General features: G+C 37.8%; 30 protein-coding genes, 1 pseudogene and 2 riboswitches. Of the genes and pseudogenes, 8 read left to right on the top strand and 23 right to left on the bottom strand.

From position 1 onward, the window contains the following. Window positions 1-13: 13 nt before the first annotated feature. The 5 genes from MKY13_RS07525 to MKY13_RS07505 all read right to left on the bottom strand — a co-directional run bounded on the left by MKY13_RS07525 (window position 14) and on the right by MKY13_RS07505 (window position 2,671). Window positions 14-901, bottom strand: coding sequence for an alpha/beta hydrolase (locus tag MKY13_RS07525; protein ID WP_339216185.1), 888 nt, complete (start codon window positions 899-901; stop codon window positions 14-16). A 101-nt stretch (window positions 902-1,002) separates the two neighbouring features. Beyond that, on the bottom strand, window positions 1,003-1,545 hold the full coding sequence (locus MKY13_RS07520) for a membrane lipoprotein lipid attachment site-containing protein (RefSeq protein WP_339216183.1): 543 nt from the start codon (window positions 1,543-1,545) through the stop codon (window positions 1,003-1,005). A gap of 32 nt (window positions 1,546-1,577) precedes the next feature. Then, entirely contained in the window at window positions 1,578-1,811 is a 234-nt protein-coding gene (locus MKY13_RS07515) for a hypothetical protein (RefSeq protein ID WP_339216181.1), read from the bottom strand. Window positions 1,812-1,815: 4 nt separating this feature from the next. Then, the gene (locus MKY13_RS07510; protein ID WP_191699191.1) at window positions 1,816-2,358 is read right to left on the bottom strand and encodes a DUF2812 domain-containing protein; all 543 of its coding nucleotides are present in this window, start codon (window positions 2,356-2,358) and stop codon (window positions 1,816-1,818) included. Window position 2,359: 1 nt separating this feature from the next. Next, entirely contained in the window at window positions 2,360-2,671 is a 312-nt protein-coding gene (locus MKY13_RS07505; RefSeq protein WP_191699192.1) for a PadR family transcriptional regulator, read from the bottom strand. Between the two features lie 215 nt (window positions 2,672-2,886). On the opposite strand from MKY13_RS07505, the gene MKY13_RS07500 reads away from it, so the two are divergent. From MKY13_RS07500 to nrdF, 6 genes and pseudogenes are all read left to right on the top strand, one after another. Next, window positions 2,887-3,210: an ATPase gene (locus tag MKY13_RS07500; protein ID WP_339216178.1), complete on the top strand. Its 324-nt coding sequence runs from the start codon at window positions 2,887-2,889 to the stop codon at window positions 3,208-3,210. A 173-nt stretch (window positions 3,211-3,383) separates the two neighbouring features. Continuing rightward, a riboswitch (cobalamin riboswitch) is annotated at window positions 3,384-3,570 on the top strand. Window positions 3,571-3,715: 145 nt separating this feature from the next. Continuing rightward, window positions 3,716-3,940, top strand: coding sequence for a glutaredoxin (locus MKY13_RS07495; protein ID WP_339216176.1), 225 nt, complete (start codon window positions 3,716-3,718; stop codon window positions 3,938-3,940). Beyond that, entirely contained in the window at window positions 3,937-4,299 is a 363-nt protein-coding gene (gene nrdI, locus MKY13_RS07490) for a class Ib ribonucleoside-diphosphate reductase assembly flavoprotein NrdI (RefSeq protein ID WP_339216174.1), read from the top strand. The genes MKY13_RS07495 and nrdI overlap by 4 nt, the downstream gene beginning before the upstream one ends. A 2-nt stretch (window positions 4,300-4,301) precedes the next feature. Next, window positions 4,302-5,012: pseudogene (locus tag MKY13_RS07485) on the top strand (ribonucleotide reductase N-terminal alpha domain-containing protein); the annotation flags it as partial. A gap of 325 nt (window positions 5,013-5,337) precedes the next feature. After that, entirely contained in the window at window positions 5,338-6,723 is a 1,386-nt protein-coding gene (locus MKY13_RS07480; protein ID WP_339216172.1) for a ribonucleoside-diphosphate reductase subunit alpha, read from the top strand. After that, window positions 6,711-7,673 carry a class 1b ribonucleoside-diphosphate reductase subunit beta gene (nrdF, locus tag MKY13_RS07475; RefSeq protein ID WP_339216170.1) on the top strand — a complete coding sequence of 321 codons (963 nt, stop codon included), beginning with the start codon at window positions 6,711-6,713 and terminating at the stop codon, window positions 7,671-7,673. Before MKY13_RS07480 ends, nrdF begins: the two co-directional genes overlap by 13 nt. 51 nt (window positions 7,674-7,724) lie before the next feature. On the opposite strand, the gene MKY13_RS07470 is transcribed toward nrdF, so the two are convergent. The 6 genes from MKY13_RS07470 to MKY13_RS07445 form a co-directional block, all read right to left on the bottom strand. After that, the gene (locus MKY13_RS07470) at window positions 7,725-8,606 is read right to left on the bottom strand and encodes an NAD(P)/FAD-dependent oxidoreductase (protein ID WP_339216168.1); all 882 of its coding nucleotides are present in this window, start codon (window positions 8,604-8,606) and stop codon (window positions 7,725-7,727) included. Between the two features lie 42 nt (window positions 8,607-8,648). Further along, complete coding sequence (locus MKY13_RS07465) at window positions 8,649-9,185, bottom strand: histidine phosphatase family protein (RefSeq protein ID WP_339216166.1); 537 nt, start codon at window positions 9,183-9,185, stop codon at window positions 8,649-8,651. Further along, window positions 9,169-10,236, bottom strand: coding sequence for an aminotransferase class I/II-fold pyridoxal phosphate-dependent enzyme (locus MKY13_RS07460; protein WP_339216164.1), 1,068 nt, complete (start codon window positions 10,234-10,236; stop codon window positions 9,169-9,171). The genes MKY13_RS07465 and MKY13_RS07460 overlap by 17 nt, the downstream gene beginning before the upstream one ends. Further along, window positions 10,211-11,167, bottom strand: coding sequence for an adenosylcobinamide-phosphate synthase CbiB (gene cbiB / locus MKY13_RS07455; RefSeq protein ID WP_339216162.1), 957 nt, complete (start codon window positions 11,165-11,167; stop codon window positions 10,211-10,213). Before cbiB ends, MKY13_RS07460 begins: the two co-directional genes overlap by 26 nt. Before the next feature lie 40 nt (window positions 11,168-11,207). Beyond that, the gene (locus tag MKY13_RS07450; RefSeq protein WP_339216160.1) at window positions 11,208-12,701 is read right to left on the bottom strand and encodes a cobyric acid synthase; all 1,494 of its coding nucleotides are present in this window, start codon (window positions 12,699-12,701) and stop codon (window positions 11,208-11,210) included. 157 nt (window positions 12,702-12,858) lie between these two features. Beyond that, a riboswitch (cobalamin riboswitch) is annotated at window positions 12,859-13,046 on the bottom strand. 125 nt (window positions 13,047-13,171) lie between these two features. Further along, entirely contained in the window at window positions 13,172-13,378 is a 207-nt protein-coding gene (locus MKY13_RS07445) for a S16 family serine protease (RefSeq protein ID WP_339216876.1), read from the bottom strand. 151 nt (window positions 13,379-13,529) lie between these two features. Between MKY13_RS07445 and MKY13_RS07440 the strand changes: the two genes are divergently transcribed. Next, window positions 13,530-14,042 (top strand): YusW family protein, encoded by a 513-nt coding sequence (locus MKY13_RS07440; RefSeq protein ID WP_339216158.1) that lies wholly within the window; start codon window positions 13,530-13,532, stop codon window positions 14,040-14,042. A 113-nt stretch (window positions 14,043-14,155) separates the two neighbouring features. Here MKY13_RS07440 and MKY13_RS07435 read toward each other — a convergent pair whose 3' ends face one another. The 9 genes from MKY13_RS07435 to MKY13_RS07395 all read right to left on the bottom strand — a co-directional run bounded on the left by MKY13_RS07435 (window position 14,156) and on the right by MKY13_RS07395 (window position 20,125). Beyond that, complete coding sequence (locus MKY13_RS07435; protein ID WP_191699204.1) at window positions 14,156-14,428, bottom strand: translation initiation factor 2; 273 nt, start codon at window positions 14,426-14,428, stop codon at window positions 14,156-14,158. Window positions 14,429-14,672: 244 nt separating this feature from the next. Next, a complete protein-coding gene (locus MKY13_RS07430) occupies window positions 14,673-15,332 on the bottom strand; it encodes a S16 family serine protease (RefSeq protein WP_339216156.1) in 660 nt (219 codons plus the stop codon). Window positions 15,333-15,560: 228 nt separating this feature from the next. Further along, entirely contained in the window at window positions 15,561-16,349 is a 789-nt protein-coding gene (locus MKY13_RS07425) for a DUF2785 domain-containing protein (RefSeq protein WP_339216154.1), read from the bottom strand. 11 nt (window positions 16,350-16,360) lie between these two features. Next, complete coding sequence (locus MKY13_RS07420) at window positions 16,361-16,810, bottom strand: GNAT family N-acetyltransferase (RefSeq protein WP_339216152.1); 450 nt, start codon at window positions 16,808-16,810, stop codon at window positions 16,361-16,363. An 18-nt stretch (window positions 16,811-16,828) separates the two neighbouring features. Beyond that, on the bottom strand, window positions 16,829-17,236 hold the full coding sequence (locus MKY13_RS07415; protein ID WP_339216150.1) for a thioesterase family protein: 408 nt from the start codon (window positions 17,234-17,236) through the stop codon (window positions 16,829-16,831). A 14-nt stretch (window positions 17,237-17,250) separates the two neighbouring features. Continuing rightward, a complete protein-coding gene (locus MKY13_RS07410; protein WP_339216148.1) occupies window positions 17,251-18,054 on the bottom strand; it encodes a GNAT family N-acetyltransferase in 804 nt (267 codons plus the stop codon). A 20-nt stretch (window positions 18,055-18,074) separates the two neighbouring features. Next, on the bottom strand, window positions 18,075-18,830 hold the full coding sequence (locus MKY13_RS07405) for a class I SAM-dependent methyltransferase (RefSeq protein ID WP_339216146.1): 756 nt from the start codon (window positions 18,828-18,830) through the stop codon (window positions 18,075-18,077). Between the two features lie 187 nt (window positions 18,831-19,017). Next, entirely contained in the window at window positions 19,018-19,668 is a 651-nt protein-coding gene (locus MKY13_RS07400) for a hypothetical protein (protein WP_339216144.1), read from the bottom strand. A 16-nt stretch (window positions 19,669-19,684) separates the two neighbouring features. Then, the gene (locus MKY13_RS07395; RefSeq protein WP_339216142.1) at window positions 19,685-20,125 is read right to left on the bottom strand and encodes a GNAT family N-acetyltransferase; all 441 of its coding nucleotides are present in this window, start codon (window positions 20,123-20,125) and stop codon (window positions 19,685-19,687) included. Between the two features lie 153 nt (window positions 20,126-20,278). Between MKY13_RS07395 and MKY13_RS07390 the strand changes: the two genes are divergently transcribed. After that, the gene (locus MKY13_RS07390; protein WP_339216140.1) at window positions 20,279-20,842 is read left to right on the top strand and encodes a DUF4256 domain-containing protein; all 564 of its coding nucleotides are present in this window, start codon (window positions 20,279-20,281) and stop codon (window positions 20,840-20,842) included. Between the two features lie 210 nt (window positions 20,843-21,052). Here the strand turns inward: MKY13_RS07390 and MKY13_RS07385 are convergent, their stop codons facing one another. The 3 genes from MKY13_RS07385 to ureG all read right to left on the bottom strand — a co-directional run bounded on the left by MKY13_RS07385 (window position 21,053) and on the right by ureG (window position 23,063). After that, window positions 21,053-21,316: a hypothetical protein gene (locus MKY13_RS07385; RefSeq protein ID WP_339216139.1), complete on the bottom strand. Its 264-nt coding sequence runs from the start codon at window positions 21,314-21,316 to the stop codon at window positions 21,053-21,055. Between the two features lie 341 nt (window positions 21,317-21,657). Then, window positions 21,658-22,443: an urease accessory protein UreD gene (locus MKY13_RS07380; RefSeq protein WP_339216137.1), complete on the bottom strand. Its 786-nt coding sequence runs from the start codon at window positions 22,441-22,443 to the stop codon at window positions 21,658-21,660. Then, on the bottom strand, window positions 22,440-23,063 hold the full coding sequence (ureG, locus tag MKY13_RS07375) for an urease accessory protein UreG (RefSeq protein ID WP_339216135.1): 624 nt from the start codon (window positions 23,061-23,063) through the stop codon (window positions 22,440-22,442). Before ureG ends, MKY13_RS07380 begins: the two co-directional genes overlap by 4 nt. Window positions 23,064-23,072: the final 9 nt, after the last annotated feature.

The raw sequence follows: 23,072 nt of genomic DNA, 5'->3' as shown, positions 1-23,072 counted from the left end.
GACGCGTTAACAGTTAATTATTGATAATTTGCACTAATGTATTGAAAGCTTTCTTCGCTTCGGGAATTGGAAATACCGGAAATACATGATTCATATTCGGGTATTCGTAATAATGGATGGCTACATTTTGTTCTTTTGCTTTACTTCGCAGCATTCTTGCATCGACAAGTAAAAGCTCGCCCGTTCCAACAAAAACCGTTATTTGACCAATATCCTTTATCTCTCCATGTAAAGGGCTTACTTTATAATGTGTTAAATCCAGTCCGTTTGCCCACATACGACCGAGTTCCTGTGCCCCTAATACGCCAAGCATCGGATCTAGTTTTTCCAGCGCTTTATACTGAGGATCCTCTCCTCTCACATCCAGCCATGCCGAATGAAGTACAATATGCTGCGGCTGCTTTTTCGACAAGTGCTTTACATCTTGCGCGAATGCTAACGCTAACCCGCCACCAGCAGAATCCCCCATAAATATAAACGGTACGTTATAATCTTTTACTAATTGATCATACAAGCTATGAATTGCATCAAATGCTTCCTTAACTGTATTCCGGGGAAGTTTCGGATAAATCGGTACGACAATTGTAAAATTCGTTGCTTCAGCGAGCTTAACTAAATAGCGCCAATGGAAAATGAGCGGGTCATTAATATAAGCTCCCCCGTGAAAATAATAAATTACTTTTTTCGGAGAAGGCTGGTCATTAATTGTGTAATAGAGCATCCCGGCTATCTCATTTTTTCTGATCGAGTGCTTTTGCTGAAATTTCTCATCTAATACATAGGGCCGTTCATTGTATTTGCTTGCAATAAAATTTTCCATTAGCCGTGCATCCAAAAATTTCTTTTTCGTTCCCCTAATCAATAAAAACCTTTCAAACAACACACTTTGCCAACTTCGCATCCACAGACCTCCATTTACTCAGTAAATTGTGCCATATAGCGTATGTAAAGAATTTGTAGATTATAATCGCAACTTACCACCGATCAACGCTCCAGCTTACTTTAATAATTCCGCTCCTGTCTTTCGGAACTATGAAATAGCTCGACCAACTTTTCAAATACTTCATCCTCCTGATTGACCACTTTATAAGCGTTTGGCATAAGACCCTCCCCACTTACACTTAATATTTTATGATCCAAATCTACTGCGACCGTAGGACCGTCTAAATAATAATATTGGGGACGAATAATCCAAAAATCATAATCTTCATCTTTTTGATAAAAATCTTCTTTATAAAGCTTCACTTCAATCGATTTTATATAATTCAACAAATCTTCTTGTTTTTCCTCTGATAATGTATAATCCGTTTGTGGATAAACATCCTCTTCTAAATTCTCATAATATGTAGCAAAAGCGATTTCACGATCATCAAACTGACCTTGGAAAATATTTTCAAGCTTGTTTGTGTTCTTTTTCATTTCCGCCTCCACTCGTTCAACTAGTGGTGCTTCTGTATCGATGACTCCTTGGCCCTCCATTTCATTTTGCTCACTACACCCAGTTAAGACGAACATGGTGAATAGGAATGGTAGTATCTTTTTCATAACAAGCTCCTTTCTATCTATGCTTACTATATTTACTCATTCGTAGATTCTGGTACACCTTTTCTCATGAGTTGCTCATATTTTTTTGTTTTGTACTTTTTTAAAATAAAGGAACCAATTACTCCGATATATAACGAGAATAAAAACACAATTTTATAATCTTGAACTTGCTGGCGATAAATATCAAATGCAGCTAAAATTAACGGGATAATTCCAAATAGTGACATGACAAAGAATATATTATCGAGTGTTTTCAAATGTTTCATCTCATTACCTCCCATGTTGTAATTGACGTACTTTTTTATGAAATTTGTATAAACCATAGCTATACCATATAACTACTGGTATCCCCATAATAATAAGAGCATTTAACCAATCGTAATCAAAATAAAATGTTGCAATATATGCGCCAATTACTGCAGCAGTAAATCCAATTACATAAATAGACATTATATTACGACGTCTTCGTTCACGGTCAATGAGTGATAATTGATCTGAATAAATATCCTTTCCCTCAATTGAGATGAAAATATGTTTCATATAATAATGATTTTTTGCAATTAGCTCCCAGCCAGCTTCATGGAAAAGCTCCTTATAATCATCAAACTCTTCTTTATCTTTTAAACTTCTGAAATCAATTTTGTATCGCATATTTACAGCATCTAAATCAACTTGAAATACATAATAGTTTTCACCGATTTCTTTTTTATCGTAATCTACAAGGCGCCAACCGCTTTGGGCGAGCTCGTTTAACCATTGTTCTTCAGCTTCAAATGAATTAAATCTTTTATTCAATGTTCGTGTAATTGCCATCTTATCCCTCACCACTTAATTTGTATGTAAATGATAATAGCTTTTCATAACGTCGTTGTTCATCGATTAGCGCCTCTTTTCCTGCATCTGTAATGGCATAAATCTTTTTCTTTCGGTTGTCTAAATCAACACCAACGACTTCAATTAACTTTTGTTTTTCAATATTCTTTAACACACCATAAAGCGTTCCAGGTGCAATTTCATACTGCCCTTCGCTTACCTCTGAAATTGTTTTAATAATGCCATAGCCGTGCGTCGGTTCTTTTATTAATGCTAATAAAATTAAATACGTTGGTTCTGATAAAGGAATCATAAGCCCTCCATATATTGACTGTCGATATATCGATACACATATTTTAAAATGTATATATATCGAGTGTCAAGATATAAAATAGAATATATTGGTAATTTGTCTTCTAAACCACTTTAGAAATTAAGTAAAAATTAGGTAACTACACCTAATTAATGAAATGCCTTTCTCTCTCCGATATAATGGATTTATAGAACCATAAAATAAGGAGGGCTACAGTGACTTTTCTAAACCTAATTGCATTGAGTCTCGTCATCCCTATTGTCGTCTCTTTTATTACTTTGCTTGGCTTTTACCTTTATTACAGAAAAAAACCGAAAGTTGATAAAGGCTTTAAGTTCGCTTATTATGCACTTTCATACCGCCGGAAATTTTGGCGTACTGTCTATTCGATGCCAATATGTATAATTTCAATCGGAGTCATATATTTAACGCTAGGATTTTCTAAGTTGTTTATTTTCATAACATTTTTCATCACCATTTTATTTGCTATACAAGCAACCTATAATTACGTCATGTGGCAAAGAGAATTAAAGCAATAATATGGCACATTGTTCATTCGAAATATTGAGCAATGTGTTTTTTAGTTCCTTTTTGATTTGTATAGGTATAAGTTCTGTCAACTTTCTCTTAAAAAAGTACAATAGATGATCAACTTATATTTCTTTCCTTTACTTTTACTTTGGAACGGCTTATACTCAATTCACAACCATATATTGTGTTTTTTTATCACGGTACTACTAAATGTAGTTTAAAAGGGAAGTTTGGTGCAAATCCAACGCTGTCCCCGCAACTGTAAATGCTGACTGAAGACTAAAATTGCCACTGTGCCACGTGCATGGGAAGGTATGTCTGACGGATGACGCAAAGCCAGGAGACCTGCCATGTTAAAACTACGTACATTTCTTCGGGGAATAGGAAATGGAGGCGCAATTTTTCCATTTACGTTTCCATTTCAGGCTATCCTTTTTTCCCGGGATAGCCTTTTTTATATTTTCTTTAGAACGTACAGCACAGTAAATATCAATATAGCGAGGGATTCTATTAATGAAACTTTATACGAAAACTATTTGTCCAAAATGCCTATGGGTAAAATCTGAGCTTGATGCTGCCAATTTGGAAGTCGAAGTCATCAACATTGACCAGGATGAAAAAGCTAAGCAGAAAGTAATCGATGCAGGTTTTCTTTCCGTACCTTTATTTGAAATAAATGGTGAATTTATTGCAGAGCCCACTTCCATTATTAACCGAATTTCTGAAATAACTGCATGATCATTTATGCTTCACGAACTGGCAATGTACGATACATCGTGCAAAAACTTGGCTTACCTGCGAAGGATATAGCCGATGTGGATAAAATCGATGCGCCGTATCTTTTATTTACATATACGGATGGATTAGGCTCTGTCCCCCCTATCGTCGACCAGTTCATGACTGCGAACTACAATCAATGCAAAGGAATTATCGTAAGCGGGAACCGTAATTTCGGTCATGCCTTTTTTGGACGTGCAGGCGATTTATTAGCTGCACAATATGGCATTCCGTTAATTGAAAAACTAGAATTACGTGGGACTCAATCCAACTACTTAACCATTAAAAATTACTATTATTCCATTTGGAAAGAGGTTTAATGATGAAACAATATTTAAAATTAAACAATGACATATTAAATCGTTACCGCGCTACCGGTGAACTGGATTTAGCAAAAGATAAAGAAGCAACACGCCGCTATTTCCTGGAAGACGTCAATGTCCGTTTACGCTACTTTATCGATATTGAGGAAAAAGTACGCTATTTAATTGATGAAGGCTATTATGAAAAGGAATTTCTTGAAATGTACTCTATGGATTTTATTAAACGGATGTATAAAAAAGCATATTCATACAAATTCCGTTTCCCCTCGTTTATGAGTGCTTCGAAATTTTACGATAGCTATGCGATGAAAAGCAGAGACGGGAAAGAAATTCTTGAAAAATATGAAGACCGAATCGTTATTATTGCCCTTTATTTAGCACAAGGTGATGAAGCATTGGCGGAAAAGGCCATTGAAGCGGTCATGACTGCCTATCAGCCGGCAACACCAACTGCTCTTAACAGCGGGAAAAAAGCGCGTGGCGAACTAGTATCATGCTTTAAGCTGACGATGGACGACACAATGAACTCGATTTCCGAAAATATCGGCTATTGCCTAGAGCTTTCCCGATTAGGAGGCGGTGTCGGAGTAAACTTAACCGATCTGCGTCCATTAGGTGATCCAATTAAAGGGATATTAAACCGTGCGAGTGGAGTTATGCCAGTTGCGAAACTGCTGGAAAACTCGTTCTCTTATTCGAATCAATTGGGTTAATCATTGGCCCAATTAAAACGTGGTCAATTGCGGGAACGTCTGAGTATATCAAGGTAGGATTCTACAGAGCAATCTGGTAGCGAACCCTAAAAATCCAAGATTGCAGACAATCCGCAGCCAAGCAACCTAGTACGGTTGAAGGTTCAACGACTAAGAGGTTATTATAGTAATATTTTAACCCGAACCACGCCTTTGCCAATAGAGTTGGGTTTCACAACTGTTAACTTTTTTGGCAAAGTGAAGATATAGTCTGATCTCTATGGCGACATAGAGAGCTAGGCAGAAATGACCTAGCCCCACTTCATTAAAGTGGAGTAACAAAATGCAACGTAACGGCTCCGGTGTCGTATTTTTGAATATTTTTCATGGTGATATCGAAAGTTTTATTTCAAGTAAGAAACCAAACTCTGACGACAAAATCCGTCTTGCTACACTCTCAACAGGGATTATTCTTCCGGATATTTTCTTTGAACTGATGCGCCGCGATAAAGATATCGTCTTGTTCAGTTCTTATGACATTTATAAAGAATACGGAAAACGCATGTCGGAAATTTCGATTACGGAAATGTACTACGAGCTATTGGATAATCCGAACATCCGTAAACTGAAACGATTAAATGCACGGAAATTATATACGGAAATCAAAAAAGCGCAATTTGAATCGGGTTATCCGTTCGAGATATTTGATGATAATGTTAATAACGCTCATCCGTTAAAGGAAATCGGTCGTGTAAAGATGTCCAATCTCTGTACCGAAATACTTCAGTACCAGCAAACAAGTATCGTTACCGATCAAAATGAGCCGAATGAATATGGCCTCGATGTTTCTTGTAACCTAGGTTCAATCGACATTCATGAAGCAACGAAAGTTCAAGATTTCGGTCAGCTTGTCGATACAGCGATGCGTCTTTTGACGAATGTTTCAACGATGACCGATATCGTCAACGTCCCTTCTGTGTCCAAAGCCAACAAAGTGATGCACTCTGTCGGATTGGGCGTTATGAACTTGCATGGACACCTTGTACAAAGCGGAATCCGTTATGGTTCCGAAGAGTCGATTGAATTTATTGATGCGTTTATGGAAGCATTGAATTATTATTCATTAAAAGCATCAATGGAAATCGCGAAGGAAAAGAACGAAACGTTTTATCGATTTGAGGAAAGTGATTATGCGAGCGGTGTTTATTTTGAAAGCTATATAAACAAAGGAGAAAAAGAACTTGCACCAGAAGTGATTAAAGCACTTGGGGCTACACCGATTATTACTCAAAATATGTGGCGGCAGTTGAAGTCTGACGTATTGGAGCATGGATTATTCCATTCTTATCGACTGGCAATCGCTCCAACAGGCAGTATCTCCTACATTCGCAGCTGTACGGCTTCTATCTCCCCTGTTACGGAACGTGTGGAAGTACGTGACTATGCGGACAGCCGTACAATTTATCCGATGCCATTTTTAACAAATGACAATGAAGAACTTTATACCGAAGCCTATGATGTAAATCCGTATGAACTGATCGACCTTTACGCAGCCGCGCAAAAGCATGTTGACCAAGGCATTTCCATGACGCTTTACGTAACGGACCAGTGGAACACAGAGCAATTAGCAAAAGCCTACATTTATGCGTGGACGCGTGGTATTAAAACCGTTTATTACGTACGCCAACGTTTACTTACAATTGAGGAGTGTGTCGCATGTCAAATTTAACGTATAAAGCGGTCAACTGGAATACCCCGACAAGTGAGCTCGCACGCATTTTTTGGGATCAGCAATGGAAGCAAATCTGGTTTCCAGAAGAAATTGCGGTCAGTAAAGACATAAAACAATGGAAAGAATTCGAGCACCAGGATACGTACAAAAAAGTTTTTGGCGGCCTGACATTGCTTGATACGGTACAAACGAACATCGGGATGAATGAAATCGCTAAGTATACACCTGATTTTCAGGAAAAAGCGGTATTAACAGTTTTTGGATCGTTTGAAGCGATTCACGCAAAGTCTTATTCATATATTTTCACAACACTTTGTACAAATACGGAAATTGATGAAGTGTTCGAATGGGTGCAAAAAAACGAGTTTCTTCAATATAAAGCAAACCGTATTGGCGAAGTATACACCGCTATAAAAGAAGATGACCCGGAAAGCTTATGGAAAGCAATGTTCGCTTCGGTTATGTTGGAAAGCTTCCTATTCTATTCCGGCTTCTTCTACCCTCTTTATTTAGGAGGACAAGGTGTTTTAAGAAATAGTGCGGAAGTGATTAGTTTAATCTTGCGCGACGAATCAATCCACGGAGTAGCGGTCGGCTTTTTCGCCCAGAACATTTTCAAAACGTTCACAGCGGAAAAACAGCAGGAACTTACTTTGTGGGGTTATGAGTATTTACTCGATTTATATCAAAATGAAATGAAGTATACCGATGATTTATATGCAGAAACTGGACTTTCTCCGGAAGTGAAAAAATACGTGCGATACAATGCGAATAAAGCACTCATGAACTTGGGGCTAGATACGATGTTCCCTGACGAGGAAGTAAACCCGATTGTCATGAACGGGATTTCCAATACAGGATCAACGTATGATTTCTTCAGTCAAAAAGGATCTACTTATGCCGTTGCTAAAGTGGCCCCTATAACTGATGATACGTTTAAATTCTAAAAGAAACGCTATACCTAAGACTGGTATAGCGTTTCTTCTTATTTAATAAGTTCATTTTAGCCATTCTTTAAAAATCGGGTCATGTGTTGAAACTATCGGTTGGTAAGTCGCGCCTTCATGTATATATTGAAAGGCCGCATTTACTGCTTGCATTGCGTCATGTGTTGCCCCGTGGATAAGTTTCAGTTTACCTTGCTCATAGCGGGCATCCCCTGCTACAAAATACCCGCGACAATTCGTTAAACCATTATCTCTTGGCGCTATGCGTCCGTTGAATTCAATGGTACGTTTTTTTGAACCAATATGGCAAAAGACAGCCTCATATGCCCAATCATTAAACTCCGAGAATTTATAAATTGGAATGTTATTGTTGGCAAGCCCGTCCATTAAAATAGGCTGTAAATTCAGCTCTTTGTCGGTATATAATGTAACCGCATTTCCATACCCCCTTAACTGAATTGCCCAATCTGCTGCCATCGGTGTATGTCCGATCACTGCAATTGGTCCCTCATATTGTTTAAAAGCTGGCTGATCATACTGTATTTTTTTAGAAATTTGCGCATGTTCGATTCTTTTTGCTTCACTAAATCCATTGCCGGTTGCAGCTATGATAGTTTTAGCTAGTATGGTTTGCTGTGTTGTCGTTACATAAAACAACTCGTCACTATTTTCAATTTTCTCAACGATTTCTCCAAGTAACAAATTAGACCTACTTACTTTTAACTGTTCAATCAGCGCTCGTTTATAATCACGCGCTAAAACGCCAAACTGACCAGGGATATCATAAATTTCATAGTCTGAAAATAAATTAAGTCGACCACCTAGTTCATGATTGCCTTCAATTAATACTGTGTTCATCCTTCTAGATGCACTATAAAATGCACTGAACATCCCGGCAGGACCACCACCGATTACACAAACATCGTAAATCATTGCTCTCCCCCATTATTACTGTACAAGAATATCTTTATGTATTTATTCACTATTCCCTTCTATTGAAAAACAAGCAGCACCATCCAACAAATAACCCCATAGCTGGTTGTATGGCTGTTTATGAAACGCGGTAATCAAACAGGCAATGGCAACACCGTGAGAAACGACTGCAATTCGCTCATACGGTAACTGTACCAAATACTCGTGAAATGCGAGCATTCGGTTCGTTACGTCACCAAAAGATTCCTGTGTCTTATTCATAAATAAATGCGGTGTATTCAAATAGCAATAATACTGTTCATCTTGTTGAAGATCCTTTATAGAGTTCCCTTGCCAATGCCCTAAGTTAATTTCACGCAAATTTTCAGTTTGGTGAATGGTCTGGTTAGGAAACATGAGGTGCGCTGTTTGCACTGCACGATTCAGGTCACTGGAGAATACAATTTCCGGGTTCCAGTTAACGGACATCGCCTGTTCGATCCCTTTTGTCGTTAAATTCGAGTCAAGCCACCCTTGCAGACGCCCTTCTTTATTCCATACAGTTTCTCCATGACGGTAGTAGTTAATAATTTTTGACATAATCCATTATTTCATCCTTGCATTTAGTCCAGATTTCTTCACTTTTGACAGCGATTCGAAACCATGCGCCGTCCAAGCCGACATAGTTTTTTGTATGGCGTAATACGATACCCCGTTCTAATAAATATGTAAAAAAATCATCCGGATTATATTGTTTTGGTAATTGGAACAATAAGAAATTCGCTGCACTGTTTGACACTTTACAACTAATTAATTTTAAGTCCACCACCATCTGACTCCGTAATCTGCTGCTCTTTTCACGAGATTCCTTCACAATATCCTTGTCCTGTAAACAGAGACAGCCGATTTCATTTGCAATCGCGCTCACATTCCAATGCGGCAAATAATGACGGATTTCTTCTGCCTGTTGCCCGATGACATAACCGAGACGAATTCCTGCCAGCGCATACATTTTCGTCATGGATCGTACAACAAATAAATTAGGATAACTGTTCACTAATGGAATGACGCTCTCCGATTCATCGGTCCAGTCCATAAACGCTTCATCGACAACAAAATTACAATGAGGGTACTTTTTAACCAACTGTTCAATCCAATTTTTTTTCATTAATACGCCTGTTGGATTATTCGGATTGCAAATATAGCAGGCATGGACATCTTTCAGCTGTTTCTCCAATATTTCCTCATTAAATCGATATGTTTCAATATCGTCAGCTAAAATAGAATGAATAACACAATTCTGCTGTTTTAGTGTTCTCGCATATTCCGAAAACGAAGGCTGTAACAGAGCTACTTCATATCCTTTAAAAAGCTGCGCCAAAGCCATTAACCCTTCTGCTGCACCGTTCGTAACGACAACGTGTTGTGCCGCCACTTCGTGTACATCGGCTGCTTGCGATCGAAATGGTTCTGCTTGTTCATCCGGGTAGCCAGTAATTTTTTCTAACAGGTTTGGCCACTGTTGCTCTACTAGCTTCGGTACCCCCAGATGATTGACATTTTCGCTCACATCGATGACTTGATCCGGCATTTTTAAATTCATCGCTTTATATAATACTGCCGCATTAGCCCCATGTGCAGGCAATTGCATACAATATTCCCCCTGTTATCACAACACACCATGTACAAACATACATGTGCCGGATCGCTTTTTTAATATGTATTCTTTGCATCGTTTCGTACGGTTCACCCATATAAGCACGGAAGGATTCCACCCCGCCATAGCGATTAAACCCGCCTAAACGAATTCCTAACTGAACAGCAGTAGCTGCCTCCAAATATCCACTATTCGGGCTTGGATGTTTTTTAGCATCCTTTAGCCAGTTTTTATAGCGGTGTTTGAAAGGTTTTGCCGTATCACATTTTGTAAATATTATAAGGAACCACCCGGAAATTCTGCTAGGCACATAATTCGCAACATCATCCAATTTTGCTGCAGCAAATCCGAAATCTGCATACCGTTCATTTTTATAGCTGATCATCGAGTCCAACGTATTAATAGCTTTATAGCACCATGCACCGGTTGCCCCGAAACATAGCGCATACATAAGCGGAGCCGTCACGCCGTCACTCGTATTTTCCGAGACGGTTTCAATGACACCTCTTACAATTTCAGGTTCATCCAAATGATTCGTATCACGGCCCACAATCCAGCTTAAATATTTCCTTGCTTCGGATAAATCATTCGCTTCCAAAGAATCGTAAACGAGCATCGCCGCTTCTTTTAATGATTTCTGGGCTAGTGCTAAACTAATCAAAAAGATTTCGACTACTAGCCAAATGAGAAGATGTACTTTCAGTGCAAGAATGATAATAAAAAAAACAGAGCCCGTTGTAATAGTTACCGTGAGAAAAACTGTTAGATAGCCATTGATCCGTCTTCTATTGTCACTCCCGCTATTCCATTTCCTCTCAAAAAACGAAATCACGTTGCCAATATAAATGACAGGATGCGTCCATTTTTTTGGATCCCCTACAATGCAATCGATGAGTACTGCGATTACACAAATAATAAAATACATCGTGTCCATTCCCCTTTTTTATAAATATCTACCTATCCATTCACTTCATTTCAATCTTACTTTCCGAAATAAACGAATAAATCCTCTCCATATTTAAGTGAGAACGAACATGGTGATCCAGCATTTCATACGCTTGTTCACGGCGTTCAAAATCGGATAAAACATCACCTAAAATAGGCTCCATCCCTTTTTGCCTACGGATTGTATTAAAATAATCGCGAGTGAACGGACGGTTTTGGAAAATCCCGTGAACATATGTACCAAATACTTGCTCCGTAAAGACACCATCTGTCCGGCCGTCATAAAATTGAATGAAAGGCTTCAACGGTTTTGTTGCTACACTGCGCCCTAAATGAATTTCATACCCTTCAATCTCATGACCTGTACAGCTCCTTCCGGAAACTTGCACTGTTTGCTTACTATTAATAAATGTTGTTTCAATCGGCAGCAAACCTAAAGTTAAATATGTGCCTCCCGTGCTTTCAACCGCCTGCTCATCACGGATAATTTCACCTAGCATCTGGTAACCTCCACAAATACCGATAATGCGGACATTTTGATGCGCTAACTGTAAAATCCCTTGCATTAACCCGGTTTGCTGAAGCCATAAAAAATCTTCCACCGTATTTTTTGTCCCCGGTAAAATCACGACATCTGGATTTTTCAAATCATTAAGTGCCGTAACAAAGCGCACACCTACATCCGGCTCTTCAATAAGCGGATCTATGTCGGTAAAATTCGAAATATGCGGAAACCGGATAACTGCGACGTCAATCGCAAATTCATGGTGCTGCGGTTTTTTAAAACGCAGGCTGGATAAAGCGAGCGAATCTTCTGCTTCAATTTGAACATCAAAGTATGGAATTACGCCAAGCACAGGAATACCTGTATAATCCTCCAGCCAATCGATCCCATCATTAAGCAATTCTTTCATACCTCGAAACTTATTAATAACAATTCCTTTGACACGGGACCTTTCCGTATCATCTAATAACATTAACGTCCCGACAATTGAAGCAAATACACCACCCCGGTCAATATCGGCAACTAAAATTACAGCAGCATCAGTTTCATGGGCCATCCGCATATTGGCAATATCCCGGTTCTTTAAGTTAATTTCCGCCGGACTTCCCGCACCTTCCAAAACAAGAACATCATAGCTCTCCGACAAACGGGCAAGTGATGAACGAACTTCAGGCATCACTGCTTCAACAATATTTTCACGATAACTAAGCGCATCTATATTGGCATAATGTTTACCGTGTAGAATCACTTCCGATACCATTTCCCCTTTAGGCTTAAGTAAAATCGGGTTCATATCCGTTGTTGCGTCAATTTTTGCGGCTTCTGCCTGAACCCCCTGTGCACGCCCGATTTCTCCACCGTCTTTTGTAATATACGAATTAAGTGCCATATTTTGTGACTTAAATGGAGCCACACGATAACCGTCATTTGCAAAAATGCGGCAAAGTGCTGTACATAGTACACTTTTCCCCACATCGGATGCTGTACCTTGAATCATAATTGCCTGCACTTAAATTTCCTCCTTACTGTAAATATCTCCAAATAAAATTAAAAATGCCTGTACCTCTCATCGAAAAAGAGGTACAGGCATGTGAAATTAATTATAGGATAGTGTTTAAATACACAAAAACAATGACTAGTTTCGCCTATACTTTTCCCTCCGAAAAGTAAGTATCGTTTGAATAAGCAGGTTTCCTGGCTTAAGCTTCCTTTTACTTTCACCTCTTCCCATCATTCCGACAGTGATTTGTTGTGAGTTCATCAGCTATTACAGTAGCGGGGGCTGCATTAGTCTTTCACTAATTTCCCTTTTACCTTACAAAAATCTGTAAGCACTTAATCAATTGCAAATTATTAAATTATTATAAAAATAACACAGTCTGTTAAAAAATGATAGGACTATTCCCGATACCGGTTAGTCGTTATTGAGCCTAATTATTTCCTTTACAGCATTTTCTAAAGAAGCCACCGTAATAATGTTTATATTAAGCTGCTCATCTTTTTTACTTCCTTCTCCTCTTTTTCATTTTCCACAGGTAAGAAAATATGCGAAAAACAGCTTTTTTCAGCAATGAGAATTTTAGCTTTCATTGAGCCAATTTCCTTCACATTTCCTTCACCGTCAATCGCACCTGTTACGTCAATCGGTACGTTATTATTAAAGCTGCCGTTTTCGCTAAGACCAATTAATACAGCGGCAAGTCCAGCACTGTACCTTCAATAAGGGAAATTTTTAATTTCAGTAGAAATGGATAGCTTATTTTAATTTGGGAATACTTTTATTAAAAATTAGAGGCTTAAATTAAGTTATCAAGCCACTTTTAAAGGAGAGAATAAAATGAAATTATTTAAATTATTACTTACAATGCCCTTATTGTTGGGGTTATTGTACGCATGTAACAACGATGATACAAAGACAAATAAGGATGTTACAGGTAACAATAGTACTGTTGATGAATCAGCGAATAACAAAAATACCACTAATAACTCTGAAAATGAAAATGAACGTACTGGAATTAAGGTCGCAGATGTAAATTATGCTTTTACTGAATTTGATTTAGACGTAGAATATGCGAATCGCAATTCATATGATGTTGAATATGAGAACGATGGAAACAATATTTATGCAGAACTAGATGATGAAATTAAAGGTATCGAGTATAAAGGTGATCAAGCGTACGAAAATTTTGTCGATGCGTTAAAACAGTTAACATTTGACGAAACTACAAGTGATGACGATGTTCGTAAAGAAGTACTAAAAGCATTTGCTCTCGATGAAAACTATAAGTCCTTTGAGCTTGAAGTAAAATTCAAAAACGGGGAAATAAAACATTATCATCATAATAAATAATAGTGGGTAAAGAGAGGTTAAATCTTCTCTAAAACTTCTACCATAATGCACAAAAAATCGATTAGCATGATGCTTTTCGATTTTTTTTGTGAACTAAAACTATTTTCTTCTTCTTAACTTAACATCTTTTTAATTTGTTTTAGTTCCTTTATTAAATAATCAATTTGCTTTTGTGTAGAATCCATCTGTTTTGATTGATCATATTGAGGTTGTGTACTTTGATTGTTCGATTTTTCCAATTCTTGTAGAGCAAGACCTGCAGCCAATGCTGCTAAACCATCTCCAAGTGTTGTAATGGTTGCTGCAATAAATGCAAGTCTAGCAATCTGAATATCTGTTGAATCAGAGGGTTGGTTGGATTTATTTCCATGATTATTAATCGGCATATCCTCCCTATATTAACGGTTGTAAAGTCACTTTAATTACAATATATGCATAGGATAAACGAAATTCACTAAATAAAAGATTCTTATTCAATTTGCCGTTCGATCTGTATGAACAAGTCGTTCAAAATCCATATCTTCACCTCACTTGACTATATAACGATTGTACATGCACTTTGGCTTTAAATTTATCCATTTATTTAAAATATAAGAACGCTATGGAAAAACACCATAGCGCTCTAAAGACTTACGTATTTAGCTTCTCTATTTCTATTACAGCACGATCAACCGTTGCCACTTCAATAATTTCGATGTTAAGTTGGTGTATGTCCTTTACTTCTCTCGCCTCTTTTGCATTTTCTACAGGTAAAAAAATATGCGAAAAGCCGCTTTTTTCGGCAATCAGAATTTTAGCTTTCATCGAGCCAATCTCCTTCACATTTCCTTCCCCGTCAATCGCACCTGTTACGGCAATCGGTACGTTATTGGTGAAGCTGCCTTTTTCTGCGAGTCCGCTTAATACAGTGGCCAGTCCTGCACTATCGCCTTCAAAATCTTCTCTATTTAAAAAATCTTCAATAGCAGAAGAGGTTCCCGACAAATAAGCCACTACATTTTCCCTCATCGTTTCAAAATGCTTCTCCGCGGGTCGTATATAACTTAATAACTCATCATTTTTCGAAGTATAACGAATTTTATTTGTTACCATTTCCGCTTCCAATACTTCTTTATCATTTGATAATTCTAGCGTCTTTATTAAGTAATCCAAATCATCAATATAGGCCGCTTCGAAGATATCCACTGACAGTATATGTATACCTGAATCTTCAACAATTTCAAAAGGTTCATTATATGACGTTACGAAATAAGTATAGATTTCATAATTAATCAAACGAGATTCAAACATACATATTAGACATATTACAAAAAAACTCCCAGCAAAAATCTGCCTCTGCCTATTATTGTGCCGGTAAAGATAAAATCCTAAAAGTGCCATTCCTAAGCCTATTATTATCAAAATAAAAAACAGATAAATATTAATCTTATTGAAATAATAAAGCAGTAACCCCAATATGTATAAAATGAACGGCAAAACTATTAGTGTAGTTCGTTTCAACCTTTCATCTCCCTTCTGCTAAGCCTCAATAATCCAATTGGTTGTAAGTACACATTTATTTGTTTTTAATAAATGGCGTAATAATGTGCCCTCAAACTTCTTCACATTCCATTCATACCGGTATTTCGTATGCCAATCCTCTACTTCAATTTCGTTTAAATCCTTTACCCACGCTAACAACTGTTCGTCTGTCAATCTTTTGTCTAGTAAAGCGTCAATTACCGGTAGCATGCGTTCTTCCTCATCGTCTATAAAAGCATAGTCCGTGTGCAAGCAGCTTTTTAAACTTTGCAATGCTTTATGACACAAATGTCTATCCTTCATAAGCGGATGTGCAATGGCTTCAGCTAATAAGTCACTACCATGTGCAACCGCATGTGCCCAGCCTTTTTCATGGACGAACCCCCGGTAATCCTTCTCAAGCTTTAAATAATCAACGCTACGTTGAATCGCCTCTAGAATAGGTGCTTCAGGCAATTTTCTGTTTTGACGATCTTTACCTAAAATAAGCGCGATGACAAGGGCTGAGAATGACCGTGTAAATACATCATCTGAAGGACAGTTGTGCGTAATATTTAAGTAAAGATGCTTGTCATCCATGCATGTATTTAATAGTACAATTAATTGTTCCACCGTTAGTTTTTCATTCAGAATTAATTCGCCAGACCCCCTATAAATTAGGTCATCACGCAAATAAGCATCTAGATTCCCGATATTTTGCATCATGAATTGGAGCAGTTCGTCCATATTAATTAGGTTTAAATTTATTTCTTCTTTTTTCACGATAGATACAAGAGTTTCTTTCATACTTTCTCCTTTCAATAGGGCACCTCATCAAGTTGAACCGGTGTTATTTTGCCGGTTTTCCAGTCTTCATAAATAGCGGCATACAGCACACTATCAAAAACAGTTCCACCTTCATTCGTATACGCTTCAATACGAATTTTCCCTTTTTCTCCAAATAAATAGTTTTGCAGCCAGCGTAAAGTTTGCGTACCAGCTCCCTTTCCTCTTGGTTGAGGTGTTAACCGGATATCGAATAATGGAATCGAATCGTCAATATCATCGATGATTAAAAGTCCAACCTTTTCATGATCGACTAGAATCCAAAATGTTTCGCGACCATCTTCATAATAACCATTCGCTACTTTTTCTTTTATTTCAGTAGGATTCACTATAGGGTTCGCAAAAAACGGCCATTCATTGTTAGTAAGAAAATCCGTTAACTCCTGAATTTCTGAATTAAATCGCTGAATTTTTATAGTCATCTATTACAATCTCCTAAACTATTTACTGCTTGTTTCAAAAAGCTTTTTCAATGGCTCCGGTATTTTCGCAACCTTTTTCTTTTCTAAATGATAGAAGCAGCCGGATTGTTTGCCGGTGCAATGGATATGTTTTTCTGTAGTAATTTCCAGTTCCATCTCCCAACTGGATTGCCCGATTTTCACCATCCAGCAACGTCCGACCGGTTTATCAAAAATCGTTAAAGGGGCTTTGTATTCTATTTCTGTTTTCATTAGAATTGGTGAAATTTGCACTGCCATCATTTCTGCTAGTGGATAATGCTCATTTAAAAAGGCCATGCGTAAATCCTCAAACCATCGTACGTACACAATATTACTGACAATGCCCATTGCATCGATATCATAGGCATTGATTTGAATTGGTTGTTCTGCTAATAAAGTTCTCACAATTTTTGTCCCCCTTATTTTTCCTCTTCATAACGAATCATTGACCAAAAACCGATATCCTCAAATCCAATTCGCTTATAAATGCGCCCTGCAGCCGGATTATCATAAAACAAACAAATCGATTTTCCTTCAGCAAGCAAGTCTCGACAAAGCTTTAACATACAGTGTGTCGCATACCCTTTTTTTGCGTAACCCGGTCTCGTTCCAACCCCTACAATCATGGCAGACTGGGAATTTTCAGCCGTTGTCGATGCAGAGGACACCATTACACCTTGTTCATCTCGGATAATATATGTACGTCCTGTTTTAAACTTTTCCGCACGTTCTCTTCCTTCAATACTAAATGTCCCTGTTGAAAACTCAGGAATAGACTTGAGCATTTCAATATTTTCTTCATATTCATGCGGCTGTAAATACGTCACATTTGAAAAGTCCAAATCTGAAATCGGAACCGTCAATTTTGTACATTTTGCATAATACGTTTCACTATCCCGACGAATCCCTCGATTAATCCATTTACGTAATGGTGCGACTAAATGTTGCAACCCCGAAATTTCAATAGGACCTTTGTTTTTATTAATAATTTCTGCGAACCCTGCTGCATCATAGTCCCCTTCGCTATAGGGAATATAGTTTTGATCATAACGCAGTAAAACCGCCATCAGCTGATCATCTTCAAATTGTCCCCACAACTCCTGAATATCCGATTCCATTCCATAAGCCTCGATATCACCAATAATAAATAAGTTTTCTGCCGGCTTTTTTTCTACTAGTGCCATCGTTTGTTCGCGGTCATTATTTGTTAATTTTCTAATCATTCTAATTACCCCCTATTCGATTAACTGCGTTTTCTAGCCTTTATAATAAACGTTGTAGGAAAGTGACTGGCTTTATGCAGTGAATAATATCTCTCGGAATACATTACTTCTTCAGTTTTTGCGTGTTCAGGTATATCACTTTCAACAATCTCCACAAGTTCAAAGTTCGCTCGTAACAGTGCATTAATAAAGGTCGCCATTTTATATTTGGGAATTTGCATTGGCGCATCTTCCCCTTTAAATGTCGTCGTTTCAATATATCCTTCACGCTGGTAAGAATCGGTTAATAAAAACTGATGATCCCGACATTTAATTTGACTATAAAAAGGGTGCTCCCAACTGAAAACAAACTCGCCCCCATCTTTTAAGTAGCTATGTATGAGCTGAAACGTTGCTGACAAATCACTCGACCAGCCGATTGCATAAATCGAATACACGAGATCAAAATAGTTTTTCGGCAAGCCAATTTCCTGTTCCATTGGCGCTGTATGTAAGTTCGCCTCAATGCCATTTAACGTCGTTTGCGCCAGTTCTTTTTGTGCACTCGAGAAATCAACACCCCAAAGCTCCTTAGCTCCATTGTGATTCATATATAAAAGAGAGTGGCCACTGCCAAATCCGATTTCCAGCACCTTCTTCCCTGCAACAGACCCGATTAAATGCAGCTCTTCCTCTGTTTGAGCTAAAGGCCCGTAGCTCGGCAACGCGTCTCCCCCTGCAAAATGCTTCGCTACGATATCCCAGCTTTTTTTGTTGTTATCGATAATTGAATTCAAACAAAGTCAACCCTTTCCACAGGAATTTTATCAGTGAACTATATGAAACATTATAAATGTTATTTAGCCAATTAAACCATTTTATTCCATACGTTACAATCCAACCATTTTTCTAATTTGCTGTAGTATATAGGATAAATAAACAACCCCTGTTCTAGTTGAAGAACAGAGGTATCTCTATCTTAATTTATTTTAAATTAATCATAATTTCGGTAGTTTCCAATCCCAAACGATTTCTTAATTCTTCCGTTACCGTAAATGAAATAGTTGAATCTTTTTCAACATTTTCATATTTATGATGTACAGCAGTCACAACCGTGCCATCTGTGACATAGGTTTCAGAGGGATTTGAATTTACTTTTATATGATCTATATAATCCCCACTAATTTGTCCTTGCATAAAAATTTTCTGTGGCAAAATCGGATATTCTGTTTGTCTTTCTATCAAAGAAATTTCAATCGACTGATCTTGAATATCAACTAAACCATTCACTGGAACCGGTACCCCGTTAATTTGCAATTCGTAATCCCATAAATTTAGTGCTAAATCTTTTAATTGGGCATCACTATAATCTTTAATAAGGTCGTCAATCACTTGTTTATAATACGCCGCTTCCTCTTCTTTATAGCTAAAATCCGTTTGAAGATTATCTAAAGTAGCCTGCAATTCTTCGTTTTGTAGTTCTAATTTGTCGATTTGGGCGGTGTGATCTTCCAAAAGCTGAGTTGAAGCATTTACTTCTTCTACTTTGTCACTATTTGGAGAGTTTTCCTCATTCTTATTTGAACAGCCAACGAGCATAAACATAAAACTTAAGCCTATTAATATTCTTTTCAATTATTTACACCCCCATCTATGATTTAAGATTTTTGCTTAAGAAGACAAGACGTTCAATTTCTTCAAACCCGTTTTTCTTATAAAATGCTTCAGCTGGAATCCCTCTGTCAGTTAGAAGTGTAATGTTGCTTATCTTATTTTCTAGAGAGGTGATTAAATAATCCAGCAATGCTTTACCAATTCCCCTATTTTGATGTTCGGAGTCCACACACATTTCATGGATATAAAATTCATCCCCGCTCCACCATTTTCTTTGTACTCCCAATATAAAGCCAATTACTTCTTCATTTTCTATTGCGATAACCCCTAAAAATCCAGGTGTATGATAAAAATCGAACAAGTACTTTTGAGCATTCGGAAATGTCCATTCATCATTCCATGGCTCATCATTAAACACTTTTATAAAAGTATCAGTACATTTAACTAGATCGGTTTCTTCTAAAATTTTATATTCCAACGTAAATACCCCTTCTCGGTGACTTATTTTGTGAATACCACCTTTTATCAAATTTTACCATTATTACGGCACCGTTAGCTGTAAATATTTACATTTTTCTCATATGTACAGTATCATTAACTCAATCAACTACTTAACGAGGTGTTCTCTTTTATGGCAACTAAAAAATCGTTACCAAACGAACAACAAATTCAATTAATTGCAACTTTGAAAGCACGCTTTGAGCAGCATATGGAAAGGCATCCGAATATGGCTTGGGAAAATGTGCAGGAAAAACTGGAGGCAAATTCTGAAAAGCTTTGGTCTCTTCATGAAATGGATCGTACAGAGGGAGAGCCTGATGTCGTTGCCTATCATTATGAAACGGACACGTATACTTTTATGGACTGCTCACCTGAAAGCCCTAAAGGTCGCAGAAGTATTTGTTATGACCAGGAGGCATTGGATGCGAGAAAGAAAAACAAACCGGAAGACAGTGCAATGAATATGGCGGCAACGATGGGAATCGAAATTTTATCAGAAGTCGAATATCGCTCATTACAACAGCTTGGAAAATTTGATTTGAAAACTTCCAGCTGGGTTTTGACACCACCAGAAATACGTAAACTTGGAGGAGCGATTTTCTGCGATCGTCGATATGATACGGTCTTCATGTATCATAATGGTGCAGACTCTTACTATAGTGCGCGAGGATTCAGAGGGTCGTTAACAATTTAGTCTTTTATTGTTGATAAAAATTTTAAACGCAGCACTCCAATAGTACCCTCAAATCATTACCAAAACTGCCTTTTATGAAAAATGCATATAACTATGATAAGCAATATGCCGATAGAAAAGGACAGAAATATTGATTTAACAACATTTCTGCCCTTTTCGCTTTTTGTCAAACTTGCATTTGGGAACGTTATTTAAGTTTATTATGTATGTTTAATTCATTTGTTCAGCTAAAAAGTTATCTCCAAAAGGTGTTAACTTGGCTTTGCTTAGGTCAACAGAGTGTACTCTTTCTTCATAATATTCATCATCATCGCCAAACCAGTAGATAGTAACTCCTGTAATGTATTTTATATCATCCAAGTATTCGATGAAATCTGCCCACATATCTAAGGTTAAATTGTATGAGGTATGAACAGGTGTAATGCCATTCTGAATTTCATTTAAAATGCTAAGTATTATTTCTTCGTTTTCCAAATTAAATACTCTCCTTTCAAAATGTATGAGGATAATATAACATTCCCAAAGCGTCGTTTGGTCACTTTCATTCAGATTCTATTTAATTATTATAGCCATTCAGAAAAAGTTACTCGAACAGTCCTCTTTTCACAGCGACTCAGATCGTTATTTTTTTAATAAAAACAGCGACCACCACTTTTAATCAGTGGTGGTCGCTGTTTGAAATGTTACCAAGCTTTGATTGAACTGCACCCCATTTGTTAGACATGGTGCTGCACCCACATCTAACAAGGAGGTGCGTTTTTTTTTATGGCTAAAATGCCTGAAATTTGTTCATTTGGTTATTCAATCACGAATTATTAGTATTTACGTAGTCGCAATGGCTGCTCCTGTTTTGTCAGCTTTAATAAATCATCGATTCGTTGGAACACATTTTCGATATGCTGTGTTTCCTTTGCTGCAATTTTAAGTACGAAACCTTCTTTACCGAGCTCGGAGTAGCCGATTTCGCAGTCCGGATGGGTAATAAAGTGCAGTTCATCATAAAATGTATCTGCTAGTTTATCGACGCAAACAAAAGAGCCGTAGTGTGTATAGTCACCAAGTTGCAGAAGCTGCTGTTGCCCTTTTTCCCAGCATAATCGGTCGATATAAAATAATTTTCCGTCTCGTCTAATGGCTAGTTCGGTATAAAGTTCCTTATACGTAAACAGCTCTTTTGTCGGTGACCAACCAGACGTCATGATTTCGCTATAATACAATGTACTTGTTTTGGCTAACTCAATAGTAGTTAATTGATGAAATGTTGCATCCTCATATAAAATAAGCGGGTCCTGCAGCAAAGATAAATGGCTATCTTCACCAAGCTTTATACTCGTTGATACTACAGCAGGTGTCGTTCCTTTATACACTTTTGTCGCTGCCTGTGTCGTTAAGTAGAGCCGCGTATTGTCTAACAGCTCAATTTGCTGTGTATATGTATCACCGCTTACATAACCACCACCGACATGCAGTAAGTAATAGAGTGGAATACCGTTGCGCCATACAGGCTTTCCGAGCTTAAAGGCACCGCGCGCATAGCTCTCCTCAAAGAGCATGCGCCCATTTACATTTTTTAATCGTAAACGCAGCTCTCCTGTATTCATACTGGCGAAAGCCCTTCAAAAAACACTTCGCGCTTAATCCAGTTCACGACATCCTCCAAGCCTTCCTCATCCTTTAAGTTTGTAAAGAAGAAGTCCTTTTGCCCGCGTGTTGCAAGTGTATCCTCTTTCATCACCTCTAAGCTTGCCCCAACATATGGTGCTAAATCGGTTTTATTGATAATGAACAGGTCGGATTTAATCATTCCTTGTCCACCTTTACGAGGAATTTTTTCACCCTGGGCTACGTCAATAATATAAATCGAGAAATCGGCAAGCTCTGGGCTAAATGTTGCCGCTAAATTGTCGCCACCGCTTTCTACAAAGATTAAATCTAAATTCGGATGCGCGGCATTTAGCTCATCAATCGCTGCAAAGTTCATGGATGCATCCTCCCGAATTGCTGTATGTGGACAGCCACCCGTTTCCACACCAATAATGCGGTCCTCCGGTAAAATCCCGTTTCGTATTAAAAATTTTGCATCCTCTTTTGTATAAATATCATTTGTAACAACAGCCATCTCATACATCCCATGCATAGCACGCGTTAATTTTTCAACAAGCATTGTTTTCCCTGCCCCTACAGGACCTCCAACACCGATTCTTACTGGATTTTTTTTCATACTACTTCC

The sequence above is a fragment of the Solibacillus sp. FSL W8-0372 genome, from assembly GCF_037969735.1.
GTDB lineage: Bacteria > Bacillota > Bacilli > Bacillales_A > Planococcaceae > Solibacillus > Solibacillus faecavium.
Note: the sequence above shows the minus strand (reverse complement) of the source record. Positions and strands in the feature narration are given on the sequence as shown.